The sequence below is a fragment of the Proteus sp. G2674 genome, assembly GCF_009915195.1.
In the GTDB taxonomy this organism is placed as follows: domain Bacteria; phylum Pseudomonadota; class Gammaproteobacteria; order Enterobacterales; family Enterobacteriaceae; genus Proteus; species Proteus mirabilis.
This window is the reverse complement of the sequence record NZ_JAABLS010000024.1, coordinates 128,124-148,654: the sequence shown is the minus strand read 5'-3', so window position 1 is coordinate 148,654 and position 20,531 is coordinate 128,124. Positions and strand designations below refer to the sequence as shown.

Genomic DNA, 20,531 nt, shown 5'->3' with positions numbered 1-20,531 from the left:
TTAAATGTTAGCTTTTTTCAAGTATCTTATTTGCTCGAGATTGTGTATCGTGTTAGTTAAGCTAACTTGCTTAAAAGCATTGTTTTATAGTTATGATGCTCTTGCTCACTATCATTAAAGCCAAATTGATATGCTAAGTTATGTAACTGTAATTTATAGTCAGCAAGTTTACTTTCATCATCAGTCATAATAGCAAATTCAGCAAAGTAGCCAAGATTGTCTAATTTATCGATAGTGATATGAAATTGCTCTAGAAAGTAGATTTGACGGGATTTTGTATAGTTTAAAATACAGTGATAACCTAATGTTTTAAACATCGAAACCGTTTTTTCTGCATCTTCTATTTTTACTGCTTCACATTGGGCTTGTTCTGGGCCTTTTACAATTAATAAATTGATACCAGAGGGGACCATTTTTCTTACGCACAAACTTATAGAGGGAGCAGGGAAAGGTGTATTGGGATGTTCTAAATACCAATCTGTTTCATTATTTTTCGATATAAATAAAGTTGCTCCAGCGAGTTGTAATGCATCAATAAAATCTTGAGGCCGTTTTAAGTGGTATTTCAATTCTGCTTCAAATTTACCTTGAAAGTGTTCAGACATCTCTTTTCCTTATCAATTTATTATTCAATATAGCATTATTTATTGTTTGTTGTTCATATTAAAGAATAACCCTAAGATTTAACTGGGTTATAAATATTGTTATTAAATTTAAAATATAGCAAATGATAAATTGAATATTGTATAAATAGTGATAAGTGTTTTTTTATGTGTTATTTTTTAGTGAAATTATTTATTTTATAAAAATAATTTATGTTTTTGATTTAGGGCCAAATCTTGTATTTTATTTAATATTAAAGTGAAGTTCTTAACTCATTAAATGATCACAAATCGCTGGGTAAATTTTTCATATGTGAGAAGGGCGAAGGAAAAGGTGAAAGATGGGGATTAAGCCATAAAAAAAGGGCTACTGATGAGCCCTTTTAGGTAGCAAAAAACACTGATTTTCTGCTAATTTGATTAATGTTAATTTAACTTAACTTATTGATCTATTTTCAGAATACACCGGTGAACGGGTTCCAACCTTGATCATTTTTCTTTTCTTTTAAGTAGTAAGCATAATTAGCTGTCGCCGCCCATAAGAAGTTGAGCACAATACTGACTACATTGAGAATTGAAGGGCTTAGGGAAAGTCCTTCCACGATAAAACTTACCACAATGATAATAGCAACATTAATCCCGAATAAAGTTAATGCTTTACGCCATAAACCAAGGATAAGAAAATAAATAAAACCAAAGAAGAAAGCCCAGATATTCATCCCAATTAGAATACGCTTACCGAAAGTCAGTGCTTTATATGCAGCCTTGTATTCTGGAGATTTAGGAGAACCATATTTTTCGAAGAAATCAAAACGCTCTTCCCATTTGGCAGAATATTCTTTATTCATCATAATTCCTGTTAGAGGGTCATTTAATTGTAGTCATAAAAAAACGCATTTTTACATAAAGTAACTTTGCAAACAATATAAATTTATTAACATTTTATTAATATATTGTTTTGTATAATAAATATTATCTTACGTTCGATATGAGTTTATTTTCATAAAATTCTTATTGTTAAAATGTTTATTTCTTTTTTATAGGAAGAATAAGATTTTGAGACAATAAAATTTTATTCTAAAGCGATTATTTAGATAAAAAATAAGAAATCAGGTTATTGGCGTAACCTGACTTCTGATAGGAAAAATCTTGGCGTTGAGTTATCGAACAACTAATACAGAAGATTCTGCATAGCTAACAACAGAAGAAGCTGTCGAGCCTAGTAAGTAGGTTTTCATTCCAGGGTTGCGTGAGCCTATCACAATCAGATCAGCTTGGATTTTTTTTGCGGTCTCTAAAATACGGTCGCGTGGGTTACCTACGGAAATATAAGATTGGGATGTGCTATTGGGAATTTCAATATGAGATAAACTATCATTTAACGTAGATAATGCAATTTCAATACGTTGCTTATCATTGGCAAGACGGTCTTGGTTGCCAAAAGCAAATCCGACAAAGGACTCATAGCTAGGAATAACAGATAAAAAGTGGATATTTAGTTTATCGGCCATCGCTAATGCTTTGAGATGAGTGACAACTTTATCCAATAAACCAAGCTCAGTAAAATCGATGGGAACTAATACAGTTTTTGTCATAGTGGCTCCTCATTAACCTTTTATATGTTGGGGGCTTTAGCGGGTTGTTATTATATGCACCAAAAATCAGTCACCTCTTAATATTATCAGCACAAATAGAAAACGGTATAAGAAAATAGAAATATTTTCATTTTTTGAGATATTCATATTTATTTTATGTAAAAAGGTTGATCTATCATAAGATTGCTATTGATGGTAGAAAACGCAATAAAAAAGATAATAAATAAAGGAAAATATCTTGATGTTTTTAGTAAATATCGATATTTCATATGACAAATTATATTTAATATAAATTAGAGTGTGCAGTTTTAGAGCGTTACTAAATTTAATAGAAGATTATAAAAAGTGAATTTATTTAGTTTTAATAAAATTTATTTTTGAAGAAATGAGTATAACTAAAAATATCCTTTATATACAACAGGTTGTGTGTGATTGATATTTGTTTTGGCCATAATGGTTAATGATAATCAATTCCATTAATTATTATTTGTTTTTAAGTCACCATAAATGAGATTGGTTTTTATTTTTATTCTCTCGAAAAGTATAAAATATATAAAAAGTATATTTAAATTTACTATATTTTTATTTTTAGCTGTGCATAATATCCATAATGTTAATTTTCATGGTTAGGAAGTAAAATATGTTACATCAAGATATGATCAATAAACTCAATGAACAGCTGAATCTTGAGTTTTATTCAGCTAACCTTTACCTGCAGATGAGCGCTTGGTGCGATGATAAAGGATTTGATGGCGCTGCCAAATTTCTAAAAGCACATTCCCGTGAAGAAATGGAGCATATGCAACGCTTATTTGATTATTTAAGTGATACAGGTGCTATGCCTTTGTTAGGGACTATTGAAGCACCACCCGCTGAATTTTTATCTTTATCTGATTTATTTACTAAAACTTATGAGCACGAAAAGTTTATTACAGCTGAAATTAATAAACTAGCTCACCTAGCAATGACAACACAAGATTACTCAACATTTAACTTCTTACAATGGTATGTTGCTGAACAACATGAAGAAGAGAAGTTATTTAAATCTATTCTGGATAAACTTGCTATGGTCGGTGATGGTGGTAAGGCATTGTTCTTGTTAGATAAAGACTTAAGTGCTCTTTCTACATCCGCGCATATTTAAATAATAAGAATAACTATACTGCTGTTTTAACCTGGTTGGTTAAGTGCATATAAGCATTGCTCAGATTAACATAATAAGCTCTACTGTAATCGCACAGTAGAGCTTTTTTTATCGACTCAGTTAGTGCAATATTGCATATCCATATAACTATTTTATATAGACGTAATCGATTTTTTATTTTTCTACTCCTTTAATTTAATCATTTCTTAAGCTTTGCTGATTATTATTTTGTCTATTTTCTGTTCTTTCTATTCTCTAGTTTGAGTCGTCGATTTATAGCCTATTTTAGTTTGGCTTTTAGATTATTTGGTTATGTATTGAACTGTGTAGTGTGTCAATTAAAGTATTATATTTTTGTTAAGTGTAAAAAGGGTGATATTTGAAACAAAAATGGCGCTAAATAAGTTATATTTTGAGTGCTAGTTCACAACCTTTTATTTCAACGATAAAGAAGCGCAGATATTAAAGTCAATTTGCTATAAAATCTTCTTTATCATAAATAGAAAAATCACCTGTAATTTAAGAGGTTATTATGTCATTAAACACACTTAAGACATCATGGGGCAAATTATCCGCCATCGCTGTTTTATTTTTAGGCATGTCATGCCAACAAGCCTTAGCACACGCACATCTAAAATCACAATTACCTGCAGAGGGTGCGGCTATTGAACAAGCGCAAGCACCAAAAGTGATTACACTCGATTTCTCTGAAGGGATTGAGTTGGCCTTTAGTAAAGTAAAAGTCACTGATAAAGAGGGTAAAGAAATTACTGTCGGTAAATTAAGTCTTGATCCCGTTAACAATACAAAATTGTTATTGCCATTAGAAGGTGAATTAGCAGAAGGGAACTACTCTGTAGATTGGAGTGTTGTTTCTGTTGATGGGCACAAAACAAAAGGTTCTTATCAATTTAGTGTAAAATAATGACTCCTGAAGACGTTTATATTTTATGCCGAATTTTTCATTTTGTGGCAGTCATGTTCATGTTCGGACTGAGCTGTTCGGCTGCCATTCTCGCTAAAGAAAAGTTTGTTCCTCTTATTCAAGTACGCTTACGTCCAGCATTGGCGATTAGCACTATCACTGTATTTGTTTCCACTTATTTATGGATGATAGTGCAATCAGGCATTATGGGAGATGGCTGGCAAGATGCTTGGTCGCTAACGATATGGCAAGCTGTATTGGGAACCTCTTTTGGCCAAATTTGGCAATGGCAATTAGTTTTATCCTCTCTCGCATTAATCGCTCTCTTTATTCATCAACGTAGCATTAGAAATATTAGTCTGTTACTTATCTCAACATTGATGCTTGTGCTACATGCTTTTATTGGCCATAGTGCCATGTTTACAGGTAGTGAAGCCGTAATTTATAAACTAAATCAGAGTATCCATCTTATTAGTGGAGCGTATTGGTTTGGTGGTTTATGGCCTTTTGTTGTGTGCCTACAGTTTTTACGTAATAAAGATGAGTTAGCTGATGGCATGATCAAGCCTATTATTGCCACCATGAAACGCTTCTCATTATTTGGTCACTTCGCTGTTTTATTGGTTATAGCTAGTGGGATTGTGAGTGCCATTATGTTACTCCCCGGTTGGCCTGCGACAACACAACTTTCCTCAGAGTACCAAAGTATGTTATGGCTAAAAATAGCCTTTGTTGCCTTGATGTTAGGATTGGCATTAGTGAATAGGTATGTATTAGTGCCTCATATCCGTAAGAAGAATAACTTTCAATGGTTGCTTATTAATAGTTGGTTTGAGTTATTACTTGGTACTATGGTTATTTTGACAGTGGCCATTTTTGCGATTAACTCACCTGTATAGATTGATATATACTTGTATTAATCAATTTTTTAAGTGGAAGATAACCATGAAACGTTTTTTATTTGCGGGCATATTGATGCTTTTTTCTTTTCAAACTTTCAGTGCACCAATATCAACAGTCAGTAAGCTTCAGTTTGGTGATGCTTGGCCATTCACCCGTGAAGAAGTCATGCTAAATTGTCGTGCAGATGGTGCTTGGTTTGTGATTAATCCCGCAACTTTAGCTCAATATCCACTTAATAATATTGCCATGGAACAAATGAAAAGTGGCAAAGTTAATGCTCAACTGATTGATAGTATTCTACTTCCTGATCCCAATACACCTGATAAGAAAAAATCACTGGAAGCTATAGAAAGTGCATTTTTGTCTCTTTGTGAAAAAAACTAATCATTTGATTGAGTTGCAATAAAAAAAACACATTTGTTATTTGTTTGATTTAAAAGATAAAAAATGAGTTATTTGATTTTTTATAAAGAATATGAAGTGTGGTAGGAGTGTTTACTGGATCTTTACATATTGTTAGCTATTATTTAACAATAAGGTTGTGAAATAGATGTGGCATAAGCAGTTTTTTACACGCTATTTTCTCATTCAGTATCACTTTTTAGCGCACGGCTCGCAATGAGCCTTTTCCCTAAGCCAGGTAAATGATTTACCTGGCTTTTTTTACGATGCTTTAACATGCGATTAGGCTACTTTTAAAATCCAATGGTGGTTTTCTTTGTCATAGGCATGACGATAAAGCAGAATATTTTTATCTTTCAGTTGCGCAGGAATGCTGGTGTTTTCATCCCATCCATCTAATTGCATACAAAACTCTTTATCATAATCACATGGAATATGAACATAAGTGAGTTGGTTATCGGAAGAGTGTTTCAAAGTAACATCTTCAATTTCATAACAAGCAATTTTTAAGGTTGTTTTATTCATGCTATAGCTCCAAGGTTATGCGATGTTGTGTTGTGCTTTCATAGTTTAAGCTTAAAAGTGAACAGCATGGTGAGCACTTTTTAATCGGACAGTTTTAAGCATAGTATAAATGGAAGTCATTTCCAAAGTATTTTTTAGCAATAAAAAAAACGGATCAAATTTTGTGATCCGTTTTAAATAAATGTGTTAAATAAAGTTGATGATATTACCGTTTATGGCTTAGGTATCGCAGTACCCCATTCATTCCACTCTTTTGGCTCTTTAGCATTGAGAATGAAATTCTGCTCTTGTTTTGCTTTAGCCTGGAGTGGGGTTGATGGCGGTGTAGCAAATGTAATGCCACCACGTATAAACTGCTTAAATGTACCGCTGCGGAATACTCCACCAGTTAAACCAAATGAGAAGTTATAACCTGATGAAAGCCAAAACTCTGTGTTATTACGTACCAGATATTGATATTTCTGACTAATTCTAATGTGGATCAATACTCTGTCAGACATATTACCTAATTCTAGTCCGGTTACCGCACCTACTTCTAAACCACGATAATAGATAGGTGTACCAATTTGCACAGATCCTGCTTCAGTCGCATTCAATACAAGGTTAAGGCCGTCTAGATACCGAGAGTCGGTAATATTTGCCGTTTGTAATTCAAATATGCGGTATACGCCACCATTGCCTGGCTCTGCCTTGATATAAGGCTGAATAAGAGAATCTAAATTATCGAGGCCTGAAGCGGTTAACTCAGGGGTGACTACCGCAAATCGGCTTCCTGAGCGTGCAAAAGTTTTCACATATTCAGGGTAGAGTACCGCTGATACACTCACCGCTTTTTTATCCGCAGAAAGGGTTAGCGTTTCTACCTGACCGATATCAATACCTAGATAACGAATAGGCATTCCTTCAGAAAGTTTACTGGCATCGTAGGTTTTTAAAGTAATTTGAGCACCAATGGCTCTAGCACTCGTTTCGCTAGGATAAAGTTTATATCTTGAAACATTGTTATTAATATTTTCAAAGTTATCAAAGCTTATCGCGCCTTTTAAGGCACGGTTTAGCGGCGTTGCTTCTACCGTTAATCCCGCACCATTTAATGAAACCTTCGCAGCACCTTCAGTCCAGAACACACTCTTTTCAGTAAGCAGGTGACGATATTGTTTAGAAATATGGACATCAATATCAAATTCATCCATTAAAGGCCGTACATCGACGATTTCTCCAACTTGGAATTGGTGGTAAAGCACCACGGAACCTTTTTGAATACCCGGTAAACTAGCTGCTTTAAGTGTCAAAGTGACAGGTAACTCATTGCCCTCAATACTTGCTTTAGCATAAAAATCATTGCGATAAAGGCGATATTGTTCTTTAGGGGCGCCTTGGTTACCCGGAATAAGGTGGATACCGCCTTCAAGCCACTCTTGAGGTGTGGCTCCTTGGATCTCAATACCATTTAAGCCCATATTGACGTTAATTCGGCTATTAGCGACAAATTTGCTGTTTTCGTAAATATAGTGTTTATATTCAGGTGCAATGATGGCATCGAAAATAACCCCATCATCACTGATGTTGCGCTGAATAATTTGTCCTATCGTAATGCCTCTAAATAGAATAGGTTGCCCGGCATCTACACCCCAGCTCTCTTCACTGGTTAATGAGATAATTAATCCATCTTCACCATATAAGGCTTTGCCTGCATCCACGGAAGTGGCAGACTGTAGCACAAATTGTTGATTTTCTTGGGCAGGGGGACTATTTTCCGGAGAATCAAAGGCAATAGCACCATTAATTAAAGCAGAAACACTTTCCATTTTAATAGAAGCACCACTCTTTAGATTAAAGTTGCCCTGAAAGCCGGATACATTCCAAAAATGACTATCTTGGCGGATCAGATGAGCATATTGTTTATCAATACTCAGCTCGATAAAAATACCTTGATTATCTGGACGTATGGCATAGCTGTAAACTTTACCGACCGGAACTTTGCGATAATAAACTTGAGAGTCGACATTAAGAGAGCCTAAATTATCCGCCGTTAAGGTGATAATTTGTTGGTTTTTATCAATGTTGGCTTTAGGACGAACCTCTTGAGCAACAAATTGAAACTGCTTTTCCCCATCTCCAGGAAGCATACTGATATAGTTGCCTCCCACTAAGGCATCTAATCCCGAAACACCAGAAAGACTGGCTTTTGGAGTAACAAGCCAAAATTGCGTATTTTTACGTAACGCATTAGCAAGGTTTTTTCGAATATCAGCAGTAACAATGACTCGACGTAAATCATTACTGAGCGTCACGTCTTGTACAATACCTACATCAACACCTTGGTAACGGATAGGTGTTCTCCCTGAAACAATACCAGAGGCTGATTGAAAATCGATGGTTATTTGTACGCCTTTTTCTTGCCAGTGTTGGAAAAGCAACCAACTCGCAATAAAAATAGCGATAACAGGGAGTAACCAAAAAGTCGAAATTTTACGTTTGCGACGTATTTCGGCTTGGGTTGCCTGTGTGTTGTTTTCTTCTTGTTGCATAAGTATCCCATAATAAACGACTATCAAACCATTCAACGGCAAGGATAGTGAGAATGACAGCTGTACCAAAATAAAAAGCTGCAGGTCCCATAGTGAATGTCATTAATTGATCTCGATTAATTAATGACATCATCAGCGCAATCACAAACAGGTCGAGCATTGACCATCGGCCGATCCAAGAGACAAATCGATAAAGTTTCATGCGCAATAGAGGGTGAATACGTGAGTTAAAATGAATGCTCAAAAGTAATCCCAGCATAATGATTATCTTAAAGAAAGGCACAAAGATACTGGCAATAAACACAATAATTGCAATAGGTGTATTACCTGAATTAATTAAAGAGAGAACACCAGAAAAAATAGTGTCTTCATTACGCTGGCCATTTAAATAAAAGATTGAGATAGGTAATAAATTAGCCGGTAATAGCAAGATCATCGCTGTAATGAGTGCTGCCCACGTTTTTTGCAAACTCATTGGTTGACGAGCACTATAACAAGATTTACATCTTGGGCAATGGCTCGAAGGTGGCTTTTTAAAATGGTAATGACATGCATGACAGGTTGCTGGACTCGTTTTTATCTCTTTTTGTGGATAAAACTGTTGCCATAGTTGATCCATATTAATGTTAATAAGCATTAATAGACTTAAAACCATTAAAGCTGAAAAAGCAACTAAGCCATGCCCAATATAGATTGTGGCATAATCGCCCAGTTTTATGGTGGCAACACCAAGGCCAATTAAATAAACATCAAGCATTACCCATTCTTTTAGCTTACCTAACATTAATAGCACGGGACGTAAATTTAGATGTAAACGAGCCCCTAAATGGAGATATAAAATGGCAATGGGTAGACTAAGAGGAGCGGCAACGGCACAAAAGGCAACCATTGTTGCCGTTAATGGAGAGCCTTGTTGTGACATTAAGCGAATACCGTCAAGAACATTGGCTGATATCATGGTCCCTAATAAATGGATCTTGATAAGAGGTTGAGTAAAAGCGATAGACGCGAATATCAGCATGGTGATAGAGAGAATTAACAGCCGGGTTAATGACCAATCACGATAGGTCGCTAACTTGGCTTGACATTGTGGGCAATAGGCGTCTTCGCCACGCTTGAGGTCTATAGGAAGTGATACGAGGTGGTCACACTCCTGACAATGTATTGATTTGCTTTCTTTGGTGACTAAATCGCTCATTTATCCGCCTATTTGGTCTTTCTTCTCGCTTATCCTAGCTTAAGCCCAAAAAAAACCTCTATACTCAGTGGGTCACAAATTACCATTTTTATTATATTTACGCTTTTCATTTTACAATAATAAGTATCTGATTTTTTTTGTGCGCTTTTAGTGTGTATTATCGTTTTTTTGTAGACTTATTGAAAAGTCTGTATTCAACCTCAAGATAAAATAAGCTAAATTACAAGATATGTTATCTATTTTAGTTATGCTTTCGTTATGCAAATAGGATCTTCTGATGCCACAATTAAATTTTTATCAGGAACTCACTGATAATTTGTCAGCCTTGTTGTCTGGTGAAAATGACTTTATCGCATCACTTGCTAATACCAGTGCATTGATTTACGAGAAGTTAGACAAGATAAATTGGGTCGGGTTTTATCTTAATGATGGTAACTCATTAGTTCTTGGTCCTTTCCAAGGTAAAGTGGCTTGTGTCAGGATTGGTTTTGGAAAAGGAGTCTGCGGAACGGCATTCTCAGAAAACAAAATTCTAAGAGTTAATGATGTTCACCAATTTAGTGGACACATTGCATGTGATAGTGCAAGTCAGTCTGAAATTGTTCTACCTTTAGAGGTAAATGGACAAATTATCGGCGTTCTCGATATCGATAGCCCTATTTTTGGTCGTTTTGATAAAAAAGATGAAAATGGGCTTAAAGCGTTGTGTGACGTGCTCTGCGAGCATTTAAAAACGTGTCATACCGCAAAATATTGTGAATTTTGTGTAAGATAACAGGCGTTTGCCGTAGAAATTGTTGGCAACACTATTATAATGTCGCTTGTTCATGCCTGCGCTGGTTGGCAAAACCGTTGTAATCAGGAAATTTCATGGAAAATCAACCTAAGTTGAACAGTAGTAAAGAAATCATCGCTTTTTTAGCGGAACGTTTCCCTAAGTGTTTTATCGCTGAGGGTGAAGCACGCCCTTTGAAAGTCGGTATTTTTCAAGATCTCGTTGAGCATCTAAAAGATGAAACTCAGCTGAGTAAGACACAGTTACGTTCTGCCTTACGCTTGTATACCTCAAGTTGGCGCTACCTTTATGGTGTAAAAGAAGGGGCTAAACGTGTCGACTTGAATGGTAACGACTGCGGAGAGCTGGAAGCAGAGCATATTGCACATGCTCGTACACAATTAGCCGAAGCGAAAGCGCGCGTTCAAGCTCAACGAGCTGAGCAACGTGCTAAAAAGCGCGAAGCTGAAGGTGATAAGGAGACCAGTAAACGTCCGGCAGCGAAAAAGCCAAATCCTCGTCGTCAAGCACCTAAAGATGGTGAAAAACGACAGCCTCGCCCTCAAAAGCAAGCTAATCAAGCGCCTCGCAAAGCGCCACGCCAAAATACTGAAAAGTTAACCCCAGTCAAAGACATCTCAGTGCTTACTGTAGGTCAATCGCTGAAAGTTAACGTTGGAAGTAGCGTGATGGATGCGACAGTGCTAGAAATAGCGAAAGAGGGTGTACGTGTACAATTGCCTAACGGTTTGGCAATGAATGTACGCACGGAACATTTAAAGTTCTGATACGGAGGCCAACCAGAGCATGAACAAACTTTTAAATGTGGCTTTTGCTATCGGATTAGCGTTAACAGGCACTTCCGCTGTCATGGCTGATAAACCAGCCACGCCAGCCATGGTGACTATTAATCAATTACCGACATTAAAGCAAGAGCCACAACATTCCACAGTGAGTGAACGTGTCACCGCTCGTTTTGAACGTTCCCACTATCGTCAATTCTCGTTAGACGCGAGTTTTTCCGAAAAGATTTTTAATCGTTATCTTAATTTATTGGATTATAGCCATAACGTATTATTAGCGTCAGATATTGCCCAGTTTGATAAAGATAAAACTAAAGTGGGTGAATATTTAAAAACAGGTGAATTAGGTCCTTTATATGATCTGTTTAACCTTGCGCAAAAAAGACGTTTTGAGCGCTTTCAATATGCTTTAAATCGATTAAATCAACCTATCGATCTCACTGGACAAGATAAATTTCAGTTAGATAGAACCAAAGCACCATGGCCGAAAACGCAAGCTGAATTAGATAAGCTTTGGGATGAAAAAGTAAAATACGACTGGCTAACACTTAAACTCTCTGACAAAACAGATAGTGAAATCAAAGAAACACTGACAAAACGTTATAAAGCTGCATTACGTCGCCAAACACAAAGCCAAAGTGAAGACGTATTCCAAATTATCATGACGGCTTTTGCGCGTGAAATTGATCCCCATACCAGTTATTTATCACCAAGAAATACGGAAGCCTTTGATTCAGAGATGAGCCTTTCATTAGAAGGGATTGGTGCCGTATTACAAATGGATGATGATTATCCAATGATTAATTCCATGGTAACGGGCGGACCGGCTGCTAAAAGTAAAGCGCTAAAAGTAGGTGATAAAATTATCGCTGTCGGTCAACATAATAAACCCATGGTTGATGTGGTTGGTTGGCGCTTAGATGACGTTGTCGCGTTAATCAAAGGCCCTAAAGGTAGCCAAGTTAAACTAGAAGTTATCTCTGATGAAAAAGGGGCGAAGCCAAGAACTATCACTTTAACAAGAGAACAGATCCGCCTAGAAGATAGAGCGGTCAAGTTAACCGAAAAAGTGATTAATGGTGATAAAATCGCTATTTTAGATATTCCTAGTTTCTATGTCGGTTTAACTAATGATGTGAAAACCCAACTACAAAAAGTGGCTAAAGACAATGTATCTGCTTTAGTTATTGATTTACGTGGTAATGGGGGCGGTGCGTTAACGGAAGCTATTGCATTATCAGGTTTATTTATTCCAAGTGGTCCCGTCGTTCAAGTCCGTGATAATAATGGTCGAGTACGCCAGGATTATGATCGTGATGATGTTGTCTATTATAAAGGGCCACTAGTGGTTATCGTTAACCGCTTTAGTGCTTCTGCTTCTGAAATTTTTGCTGCTGCAATGCAAGATTATGGTCGCGCATTAATTGTCGGTGAGCAAACCTTTGGTAAAGGAACGGTGCAACAATATCGTTCATTGACACGAGTTTATGATCAGATGTTAAGTCCTGATTGGCCTAGTTTAGGTTCAGTTCAGTACACTATCCAAAAATTCTATCGTATTAATGGCGGAAGTACCCAATTAAAAGGGGTGACACCAGACTTGTTATTACCAAGCTTTGATAATTCAGAAATGGGGGAAAGCAATGAAGATAATGCTTTACCTTGGGACAGTATTCCACCGGCTAATTATAAGCTGTCTGAGTATTCAGAGAAAATAAAACAAGCACTACCTACATTGACGGATCAACATGCTAAACGTATCGCGAATGATAGAGAGTTTTCATATATCTTTGATGATATCAAGCGCTACAATGAAGCTAAAGCCAAAGGTGAAGATAAGTTTATTGTTCTTAATTTTGCAGAGCGCGAAAAAGAGAATAAAGAGCTAGAAGCCATAAAATTACAGCGTATTAACCAACGTCTTAAGTTAGAGGGTAAGCAGCCACTAAAATCACTTGATGATTTACCGAAGGATTATGAAGGCCCTGATCCTTACTTAGATGAAACGGCTAATATTGCGGATGATCTTGCAAAGGTATTAAAACCTAAGAAGTTATTAAATTAAGTTTTTCTACTTAAGAAAGTGATTCAAATTTACCCCCAATAGTTGATTAATCAATTATTGGGGGTTTTTATTTCCCTATATTTGTCTGAAAAAGTATCTGGTATCTAATGCTTTATAATAACCTTAGTTATATCTTTAGTGAGAAAATCGTCTCATACTATTATTTCGCTATTTTTCTCAGTAGTTATATTTAGTTACCAGTAACATAAGGATTCGTTAAGATATTTAACTGCTTTTATATAAAAATATTCTTAATATCATGTAATCTAAGTTTTTATTTAAAATCTATTTGATGCTAGCTTTGAAAAATATAACCAAATGGAATACAAGGGGTTTTAGATAAAAAATCTTTTATAAGGTAAATAAAAGCTAGATTTTTATCTATTAAATAAGATAAAAAAATAAATGCCTTATTAAATGTGATTAAATTCACATTTAATGGTTTACTTATTGCAATAAATGTAACATGTTGTGACAATGATCGCTCTAGTTGACATAAAATTACGATAGCATACAGATCATAAAATTTTGTATCATTCTGACATACTAAGGTAATAGTAACAGATTAAAAATCTCACCCAAATGCTAAGTGCAAAATCTCTTCTCATCGGCGCAGTTATATAAACGCTAGATGCGCTAATTTTAGAATAGATTTTCTCATTAAGGACTAATGACTAGAAGGTAAGTTATTTATAATTTGCTTAAGCATTTTATTGCTCAAAAAAGTAAATAACAATGTGGTGAGATGACTACCTAGCATTATTGATGCTAAAAAAATAGCGATTTGGCTTAAGTTTATACAATTTAAGCGAGCGTTACTTTTAGCTAAATATAAAAATAGTACTTTGTTTAACTTATTGAATATAAATAAATTTAAATAGTTATTAACCAGGTTGAATTTAAAATGAAACTAAAAAGAATGGTGTTGTTTATGTTTTCCCCTTGTTTTTTAGCTGTGAGCGCTGCTAATGCTGGGAATTGGGAAAATACAATTAAAGAAAGCTCATTTATTTCTGATTCTGAACTTGAGCTGACTACCATTAATATGTGGAAATACCTAAAAACAGAAAACCGTTTTGATAAACAAGAGCAACGTTATAGAAAACAAGTTGCTAATGCTTGGGGGCAAAACTTCCAAGCTGATTTCAGATCTGGTTATTTAGGTGGCATTCTTGGATTCGATGTTTCTTATTATGGTGGTATTAAATTAGGAGCAAGTAAAGACTTCGCTTCTCGTGCCATATTATATAATGATGATGGTGAAGCAAAAGGCTATAACAAAATTGGTCAACGTTTTGCAAAAGTGAGATTCGATTTAGATCCTGTTTTAATTAATGGTAAAGCGGGTTGGTTTACCTTGAAGAATACAGGTATTTTTACTAACTCACAGCGCTTATCATTAAACAGTTATAACGGTTATTACACTAATACGGCGATGGGTGATTGGAGTTTAGATTTGCTGTATCTCGACGGAAAAGTTATGCGTCGTGATAGCCCAAATATCGATAGAATGTATTTCAGTGATGGTAATGGTGTTAGACATAATATTGACCATGTTATTACTGGGGGAGTTAACTATAATTCCAAACCATTAAAAGTCTATTATTTCTATGGTCAGGCGGATGATGTATTCCGTCAACACGGTTTAGAAACAAAATATAAGTTAACATCAGACGTTACTCTAGGTGGTGTTGTTTATTACCACGATTATGGCAGTGAAGGAAAACGCACATTAACCAATGCTAATGCAGGTAAACGTAACTTTGATAAGGATGCATGGCACTTTGCTGGTACTATGGAATGGCGTATTCCTGAATCAGCGTGGACCATTCGTACTGGTGTGACTTATACCGATGCGAAAAAAGCCAATGGTGTTGGTCAATTTGCGCGTAACCCAATTGGGAATACTCGTGGACGCTTTAACTCACCAGCTTATGCAGATATTGACTATGTGCGTGATGGTGAAGTGATGGGTGCATTAGAAGCTGCATACAAAGTTAACAATGAGTTGTCTGTTGGTGCACGGACTAACTATAGTGAATTTAGTTACTCCGGCGAAAGATTAAAACAAGGGCAGTTTGGCTTATTTAGCTACTGGAAGCCAACGGCTAATCTTTCTATTTCTTTAAGTGGCGGTATTGGTTGGCACCATCAACAAGAAAATGATTACACCACACCAAAACTGTATGATGGTCACTCACGACGTGCTCACTCATTATCAGGCTCTATGACAACGACATATCGTTTTAAAATGTAATTGTTTATAGGGTAAGGGATAACAGAATTCATCCCTGTATAGGTGCATGGCTTGCCTGATGGTAAGCCATGTACAAAAATAGATAAAGCTGGCATCCAAGCCTTTAATCTAACAAAACGCCTTCAATTAATTTATTTTGTTAAAATTTCATCACTAGGCATTTATTTTTGGGCCTATCTTGCCTAGACTGTTATTCCTCCTCTATGTGAAAATAATCCTCCATAATTTAGCTATTAATTACATTTTCTTTTATTAAAATGTAAAGTTATATCGTTTTTAGTAGCAAACAAGTTAAAAGACTTGATAAAATAAAAAAAAGCCTTATTTATAAGATAGTTTTTGCAATGTGGTAATTAGATAAAATAGGAACAGTATCAATATGATGAGGATTGCCTTATTCCTGTTAACAAACTTAGCTGTCATGTTTGTGTTCGGGATCATCTTATCTTTAACAGGTATTCAAGGCCGCAGTGTTCAGGGTTTAATGATCATGGCTGGCCTATTTGGTTTTGGTGGTGCATTTGTTTCTTTACTTATGTCAAAATGGATGGCATTACGATCCGTTGGTGGTCAAGTGATTGAAAATCCAACCTCTGAAGTAGAACGTTGGTTACTTGATACTGTAAGACGTCAGTCTGAGCAAGTGGGGATTAAAATGCCTCAAGTTGCAATCTACGATGCACCAGATATTAATGCGTTTGCAACTGGAGCTCGTCGTGATGCTTCGCTGGTGGCGGTGAGTACCGGATTATTAGCCAGTATGAGCCGTGACGAAGCGGAAGCTGTTATTGCACACGAAATTAGCCATGTTGCCAACGGTGATATGGTAACGATGACCTTATTACAAGGTGTTGTGAATACTTTCGTGATCTTTATCTCCCGTATCATTGCTCAATTTGTGGCGAATTTTATTTCGAGCGATGAAGAGAGTGAAAACAGTAACGGAAACCCATGGGTATATATGGGCGTTTCTATGGTGCTTGAAATTGTCTTTGGCATTTTGGCAAGTATTATTACGATGTGGTTCTCTCGCTACCGTGAATTCCATGCGGATGCAGGCTCTGCAAAACTGGTTGGCCGTGAGAAGATGATAGCGGCATTACAACGCTTAAAAACCAGCTATGAGCCACAAGAAGAGAGCAGTATGATGGCTTTCTGTATTAATGGCCGTAATAAGTCATTTAGTGAGTTATTTTTATCACACCCACCATTAGATAAACGTATTGAAGCACTACGTAGTGGCGAATATCTCAAGTAAAAGAAACTATTAGCGATAAATAATTTTTAATTATCAGTTTACAAATGCCAGAGACAGAAATGTTTCTGGCATTTTTGTTGGTGATTCATTAGCTTTAATTAATTCCTACAATCGCTTTTCGTTTTATTTAACAGACCGTTCTGGTTCAGCCAAATATCCTCATCTCTTAATATTTTTATAGGTATTAAGTTAAGCCTCAGAGCTAGTGATGCATTTCATCATATCTATTGATTGATAAAAGGCAGTTAAATTAATATAAAAATAAAAAAGCCAGTTTAAAATTAAACTGGCTTTAAGAGATTTAACTTAATTGTTCATGTGGTTTATTTCACATTAAGTTCAGCTTCTTCTTCCTGATTAAAGATCTCTTTATCTGTTTGGCGCATCATTTGGCTAGTAATAGTACCTGCGGTCATAGAGCCACTGACATTTAATGCAGTACGACCCATATCGATAAGAGGCTCCACAGAAATCAGTAGGGCAACCAGTGTTACAGGTAATCCCATTGCTGGTAAAACGATCAGGGCTGCAAAGGTTGCACCACCACCGACACCCGCAACACCTGCTGAGCTAATGGTTACGATACCTACCAAAGTGGCAATCCAAAGAGGATCGAAAGGATTAATACCGACTGTTGGTGCCACCATAACGGCTAACATAGCAGGATAAATACCGGCACAACCATTCTGACCAATTGTCGCACCAAAAGACGATGAGAAACTGGCAATCGATTCAGGAACACCAATGCGACGAGTTTGTGTTTCGATATTTAATGGAATACTGGCTGCACTCGAACGACTTGTAAATGCAAATGCTAATAATGGTCCTGCTTTTTTGAAGAATTTAATTGGGCTTAAGCCAGTAAATCCAACTAATAAACCATGAACGACAAACATTAAGCCCAGCGCAACATAAGAGGCAACAACGAAGCTACCGAGTTGAATAATGTCATGCAGATTGGAGCTTGCCACAACTTTAGTCATCAGTGCCATTACACCGTAAGGTGTTAATGCCATAACGATACGGACTAACTTCATGATCCACGCTTGTAAGCTATCAATCGCTGCTAATACTTTTTCACCGCGAGGTTTATCTTCTTTAAGCAGTTTTATTGCAGCCATTCCTAGGAATACCGCAAAGATAACTACACTAATAATCGAGGTTGAGCTTGCACCAGTTAAATCGGCAAATGGATTTTTAGGAATAAAAGATAAAATTAACTGAGGTACAGATAAGTCAGACACTTTACCTATATAATTATGTTGAATAGCGGCTAAACGCTGTGCTTCCTGTTCCCCTTGAACAAGACCTTCCGCTGTTAAACCAAAGATATTGGCTATAACAATACCAATAAGAGCAGCAATTGCCGTTGTAAATAGAAGTGTACCAATGGTTAGTGCACTAATTTTTCCCAATGATGATGCTTGGTGTAAACGTGATACTGCACTTAAAATAGAAGCAAATACCAATGGCATAATAATCATTTGTAACAGTTGCACGTAACCGTTACCAACGATGTTAAACCAAAGGATAGATTCTTTAATAATAGGATCGTGTGCGTCATAGAATGCATGTAACGCCAGCCCAAACACCACCCCAAAGACCAAACCGACAAGAACTTTCTTTGACAGGCTCCACTGACGTTGGCTTAATTTAGCCAAGATGAGTAATAGCACAACAAAGACGAGTACGTTAATAATTAACGGAAAATTCATCTTAACTCTCCAACGAGATTTTTATATATAAATTTGGCGATTGTATGCGATATGAGTTCTTAGGTAATAAGAAAGGATATAACAGCATCAACTCGCTATATGGTAACAGTATTGTTAATAACTTTTTATAATCAATTATTCTTTTATATAGTCGTTTAGTTATAAAAACAAGGAAGATTGGTATAAAAAAGACTAATTAACTATAAATAGATAGAGGAAAGTAGAGAACTGTCAAGGAGAGTTAAAAAGGTGTACGTTTATCGTGGTACATTTGTAACCAGTGATTTATTTGTGTGGGAAGAGAAAAAGTTAGGTGTGGGGGCAGAAATAGTGCACCAACTAAGATGATGACAGAAATAAATCGTTCTCCTTTTTTGCTATTTTTTTTCGCTAAAATCGGTAAGGCAAAACGCATTTTTAGTGGCCATAAAAAAGGTACACCTGATGGTGTTAGCATATCTGCCAGTAGGTGACTTAAGTAACCTAGCAAAAGGGCGTGAAAAAAATCAGCCGAAATCGCTATATAAGGCGCAACTTGTGTTTCCCATAAAATGGCTAAACCACAAAAGGCGAGTAGGCTATGTGTGAATCCACGATGACCACAGAGTTTTGATAGCGGTAATGAGATTATCCGAAAGAGGCGTCCTAATATAGAGCCAGGATGATCTAAATCTGGTAGTAGTGAACCTAATAAGACAGCAGGGATCATGTGAAACCAATCACCTTGAGCAAGAACGGGGGTTATTTCTAATTTCTGTGCTAAGACGAGTGTTGCAACAGAAAAAAGTAAATGTCCTTCGGCTGTCATTCCTTATCTATGCCTATATGCGGTTTTTACCGCTTGCTGTTCATTTATACAGTGCTTAAGTATAAAAGGTTTTTACAGCAACTAACAGACATAAAAGATAAAAATTGCCTTAATTATTAAGCAATAACAGAAATATTTTATTCGGATGTGTTAAAAATAACCAAATTTTAGATAAGGGATAAGAATTAATATAGAAAAAGGATATCGACAATAAATGATACCCTTTTATAAATTTTTATAGGCTATAACTAAAGTCGTTAGCCTAATAATTGAGATTTGGTTAATTCGTTGAGAGAGGCAAGTTTAACATCGGCTAATCCCCAGCATTTGTCATTAAACTGCTCCGCTGCAGGCACAACAATTGAGCGCATTCTTGCGGCTTTGCAAGCAATCATACCATTGCGTGAGTCCTCTAAAGAGACACAATTAATGGGTGCAACATTAAGTGCCTTAGCAGCATTGAGATAGACTTCTGGGTGAGGTTTACTGTGCGCTAAATCAGCTGCAGAGACAACGGCAGAGAAGTAATGACGAATATTAAACAACTCAAGTACACGCTCTAGCATAAAATGCGGTGATGCTGAGGCTAAGGCTATCTTTAAACCTAATGATTGACATAAAGATAGGGCATGTTCAACACCAGGGAGCAGCGGTTTTTTATCTTCAATAAGTTGTACAACGCGAGCAATCATTTTCTCTTTAGCTTCTTGTTGTGTTACGCCTTGCCAAGGTGATACTTGATACCAAAGTTCGATAACTTGATCTATTCTTAAGCCGACGGTGTCGGGCATGCTGTCAGCAAGTGATAAATCGACACCTAATTGTGCAAAGACCTCATGTTCTGCTTGTGCCCAAAACGGCTCTGAGTCGATTAGCAAACCATCCATATCAAAAATAGCGGCTTCAATGGGCAATTTAAAAGACATGTTTACTCTCCATAATAAGGTCTATGTTGATGAAAAATGATTGTAGCAAGAGTTGATTGGAAAATCTTTTTTAATCAGTTTCTTATTTCTTTTAAAAAA

General features: G+C 36.2%; 18 protein-coding genes. 9 read left to right on the top strand and 9 right to left on the bottom strand.

All coding sequences use genetic code 11. From position 1 onward, the window contains the following. Positions 1 to 56: 56 nt before the first annotated feature. From cyaB to GWI58_RS11585, 3 genes are all read right to left on the bottom strand, one after another. Positions 57 to 605 (bottom strand): class IV adenylate cyclase, encoded by a 549-nt coding sequence (gene cyaB / locus GWI58_RS11595; protein ID WP_110229298.1) that lies wholly within the window; start codon positions 603 to 605, stop codon positions 57 to 59. Between the two features lie 452 nt (positions 606 to 1,057). Further along, complete coding sequence (locus GWI58_RS11590; protein WP_004242555.1) at positions 1,058 to 1,453, bottom strand: DUF2628 domain-containing protein; 396 nt, start codon at positions 1,451 to 1,453, stop codon at positions 1,058 to 1,060. 309 nt (positions 1,454 to 1,762) lie between these two features. Further along, positions 1,763 to 2,197, bottom strand: a complete 435-nt coding sequence (locus GWI58_RS11585; RefSeq protein ID WP_004242557.1) for a universal stress protein — start codon at positions 2,195 to 2,197, stop codon at positions 1,763 to 1,765. Positions 2,198 to 2,837: 640 nt separating this feature from the next. Between GWI58_RS11585 and ftnA the strand changes: the two genes are divergently transcribed. The 4 genes from ftnA to GWI58_RS11565 all read left to right on the top strand — a co-directional run bounded on the left by ftnA (position 2,838) and on the right by GWI58_RS11565 (position 5,553). Continuing rightward, complete coding sequence (gene ftnA / locus GWI58_RS11580; protein WP_004242561.1) at positions 2,838 to 3,341, top strand: non-heme ferritin; 504 nt, start codon at positions 2,838 to 2,840, stop codon at positions 3,339 to 3,341. A gap of 532 nt (positions 3,342 to 3,873) precedes the next feature. Then, positions 3,874 to 4,266, top strand: a complete 393-nt coding sequence (gene copC / locus GWI58_RS11575) for a copper homeostasis periplasmic binding protein CopC (protein WP_004242563.1) — start codon at positions 3,874 to 3,876, stop codon at positions 4,264 to 4,266. Then, on the top strand, positions 4,266 to 5,165 hold the full coding sequence (copD, locus tag GWI58_RS11570) for a copper homeostasis membrane protein CopD (protein ID WP_004242564.1): 900 nt from the start codon (positions 4,266 to 4,268) through the stop codon (positions 5,163 to 5,165). Before copC ends, copD begins: the two co-directional genes overlap by 1 nt. A 46-nt stretch (positions 5,166 to 5,211) precedes the next feature. After that, positions 5,212 to 5,553 carry a YebY family protein gene (locus tag GWI58_RS11565; RefSeq protein WP_004242565.1) on the top strand — a complete coding sequence of 114 codons (342 nt, stop codon included), beginning with the start codon at positions 5,212 to 5,214 and terminating at the stop codon, positions 5,551 to 5,553. A 300-nt stretch (positions 5,554 to 5,853) separates the two neighbouring features. Here the strand turns inward: GWI58_RS11565 and GWI58_RS11560 are convergent, their stop codons facing one another. The 3 genes from GWI58_RS11560 to GWI58_RS11550 all read right to left on the bottom strand — a co-directional run bounded on the left by GWI58_RS11560 (position 5,854) and on the right by GWI58_RS11550 (position 9,825). Next, positions 5,854 to 6,096: a DUF1480 family protein gene (locus GWI58_RS11560; protein ID WP_004242567.1), complete on the bottom strand. Its 243-nt coding sequence runs from the start codon at positions 6,094 to 6,096 to the stop codon at positions 5,854 to 5,856. Between the two features lie 212 nt (positions 6,097 to 6,308). Next, the gene (locus GWI58_RS11555; protein ID WP_094959116.1) at positions 6,309 to 8,627 is read right to left on the bottom strand and encodes a PqiB family protein; all 2,319 of its coding nucleotides are present in this window, start codon (positions 8,625 to 8,627) and stop codon (positions 6,309 to 6,311) included. Then, a complete protein-coding gene (locus tag GWI58_RS11550; RefSeq protein ID WP_049211111.1) occupies positions 8,569 to 9,825 on the bottom strand; it encodes a membrane integrity lipid transport subunit YebS in 1,257 nt (418 codons plus the stop codon). The genes GWI58_RS11555 and GWI58_RS11550 overlap by 59 nt, the downstream gene beginning before the upstream one ends. A 277-nt stretch (positions 9,826 to 10,102) precedes the next feature. Here GWI58_RS11550 and GWI58_RS11545 point away from each other — a divergent pair, with 277 nt between their 5' ends. From GWI58_RS11545 to htpX, 5 genes are all read left to right on the top strand, one after another. Then, positions 10,103 to 10,600, top strand: coding sequence for a GAF domain-containing protein (locus GWI58_RS11545; protein WP_004242571.1), 498 nt, complete (start codon positions 10,103 to 10,105; stop codon positions 10,598 to 10,600). 95 nt (positions 10,601 to 10,695) lie between these two features. Then, positions 10,696 to 11,388 (top strand): RNA chaperone ProQ, encoded by a 693-nt coding sequence (proQ, locus tag GWI58_RS11540; RefSeq protein ID WP_004242572.1) that lies wholly within the window; start codon positions 10,696 to 10,698, stop codon positions 11,386 to 11,388. A gap of 19 nt (positions 11,389 to 11,407) precedes the next feature. Next, on the top strand, positions 11,408 to 13,468 hold the full coding sequence (gene prc, locus GWI58_RS11535; protein ID WP_161769190.1) for a carboxy terminal-processing peptidase: 2,061 nt from the start codon (positions 11,408 to 11,410) through the stop codon (positions 13,466 to 13,468). A gap of 904 nt (positions 13,469 to 14,372) precedes the next feature. Continuing rightward, positions 14,373 to 15,725, top strand: a complete 1,353-nt coding sequence (locus GWI58_RS11530) for an OprD family outer membrane porin (RefSeq protein ID WP_004242576.1) — start codon at positions 14,373 to 14,375, stop codon at positions 15,723 to 15,725. Between the two features lie 379 nt (positions 15,726 to 16,104). Then, positions 16,105 to 16,983 carry a protease HtpX gene (gene htpX, locus GWI58_RS11525; RefSeq protein ID WP_004242578.1) on the top strand — a complete coding sequence of 293 codons (879 nt, stop codon included), beginning with the start codon at positions 16,105 to 16,107 and terminating at the stop codon, positions 16,981 to 16,983. Positions 16,984 to 17,306: 323 nt separating this feature from the next. Here the strand turns inward: htpX and GWI58_RS11520 are convergent, their stop codons facing one another. The 3 genes from GWI58_RS11520 to hxpB all read right to left on the bottom strand — a co-directional run bounded on the left by GWI58_RS11520 (position 17,307) and on the right by hxpB (position 20,432). Next, the gene (locus GWI58_RS11520) at positions 17,307 to 18,698 is read right to left on the bottom strand and encodes an L-cystine transporter (protein WP_094959117.1); all 1,392 of its coding nucleotides are present in this window, start codon (positions 18,696 to 18,698) and stop codon (positions 17,307 to 17,309) included. Between the two features lie 241 nt (positions 18,699 to 18,939). Then, positions 18,940 to 19,506: a metal-dependent hydrolase gene (locus GWI58_RS11515; RefSeq protein WP_020945544.1), complete on the bottom strand. Its 567-nt coding sequence runs from the start codon at positions 19,504 to 19,506 to the stop codon at positions 18,940 to 18,942. 257 nt (positions 19,507 to 19,763) lie between these two features. Next, the gene (gene hxpB, locus GWI58_RS11510; RefSeq protein ID WP_094959118.1) at positions 19,764 to 20,432 is read right to left on the bottom strand and encodes a hexitol phosphatase HxpB; all 669 of its coding nucleotides are present in this window, start codon (positions 20,430 to 20,432) and stop codon (positions 19,764 to 19,766) included. Between the last annotated feature and the right edge of the window lie 99 nt (positions 20,433 to 20,531).

Bases quoted from the DNA above. Each gene is read 5' to 3' on its own strand.
- cyaB (WP_110229298.1), bottom strand. From the start codon at position 605: ATGTCTGAACACTTTCAAGGTAAATTTGAAGCAGAATTGAAATACCAC.
- GWI58_RS11590 (WP_004242555.1), bottom strand. From the start codon at position 1,453: ATGATGAATAAAGAATATTCTGCCAAATGGGAAGAGCGTTTTGATTTC.
- GWI58_RS11585 (WP_004242557.1), bottom strand. From the start codon at position 2,197: ATGACAAAAACTGTATTAGTTCCCATCGATTTTACTGAGCTTGGTTTA.
- ftnA (WP_004242561.1), top strand. From the start codon at position 2,838: ATGTTACATCAAGATATGATCAATAAACTCAATGAACAGCTGAATCTT.
- copC (WP_004242563.1), top strand. From the start codon at position 3,874: ATGTCATTAAACACACTTAAGACATCATGGGGCAAATTATCCGCCATC.
- copD (WP_004242564.1), top strand. From the start codon at position 4,266: ATGACTCCTGAAGACGTTTATATTTTATGCCGAATTTTTCATTTTGTG.
- GWI58_RS11565 (WP_004242565.1), top strand. From the start codon at position 5,212: ATGAAACGTTTTTTATTTGCGGGCATATTGATGCTTTTTTCTTTTCAA.
- GWI58_RS11560 (WP_004242567.1), bottom strand. From the start codon at position 6,096: ATGAATAAAACAACCTTAAAAATTGCTTGTTATGAAATTGAAGATGTT.
- GWI58_RS11555 (WP_094959116.1), bottom strand. From the start codon at position 8,627: ATGCAACAAGAAGAAAACAACACACAGGCAACCCAAGCCGAAATACGT.
- GWI58_RS11550 (WP_049211111.1), bottom strand. From the start codon at position 9,825: ATGAGCGATTTAGTCACCAAAGAAAGCAAATCAATACATTGTCAGGAG.
- GWI58_RS11545 (WP_004242571.1), top strand. From the start codon at position 10,103: ATGCCACAATTAAATTTTTATCAGGAACTCACTGATAATTTGTCAGCC.
- proQ (WP_004242572.1), top strand. From the start codon at position 10,696: ATGGAAAATCAACCTAAGTTGAACAGTAGTAAAGAAATCATCGCTTTT.
- prc (WP_161769190.1), top strand. From the start codon at position 11,408: ATGAACAAACTTTTAAATGTGGCTTTTGCTATCGGATTAGCGTTAACA.
- GWI58_RS11530 (WP_004242576.1), top strand. From the start codon at position 14,373: ATGAAACTAAAAAGAATGGTGTTGTTTATGTTTTCCCCTTGTTTTTTA.
- htpX (WP_004242578.1), top strand. From the start codon at position 16,105: ATGATGAGGATTGCCTTATTCCTGTTAACAAACTTAGCTGTCATGTTT.
- GWI58_RS11520 (WP_094959117.1), bottom strand. From the start codon at position 18,698: ATGAATTTTCCGTTAATTATTAACGTACTCGTCTTTGTTGTGCTATTA.
- GWI58_RS11515 (WP_020945544.1), bottom strand. From the start codon at position 19,506: ATGACAGCCGAAGGACATTTACTTTTTTCTGTTGCAACACTCGTCTTA.
- hxpB (WP_094959118.1), bottom strand. From the start codon at position 20,432: ATGTCTTTTAAATTGCCCATTGAAGCCGCTATTTTTGATATGGATGGT.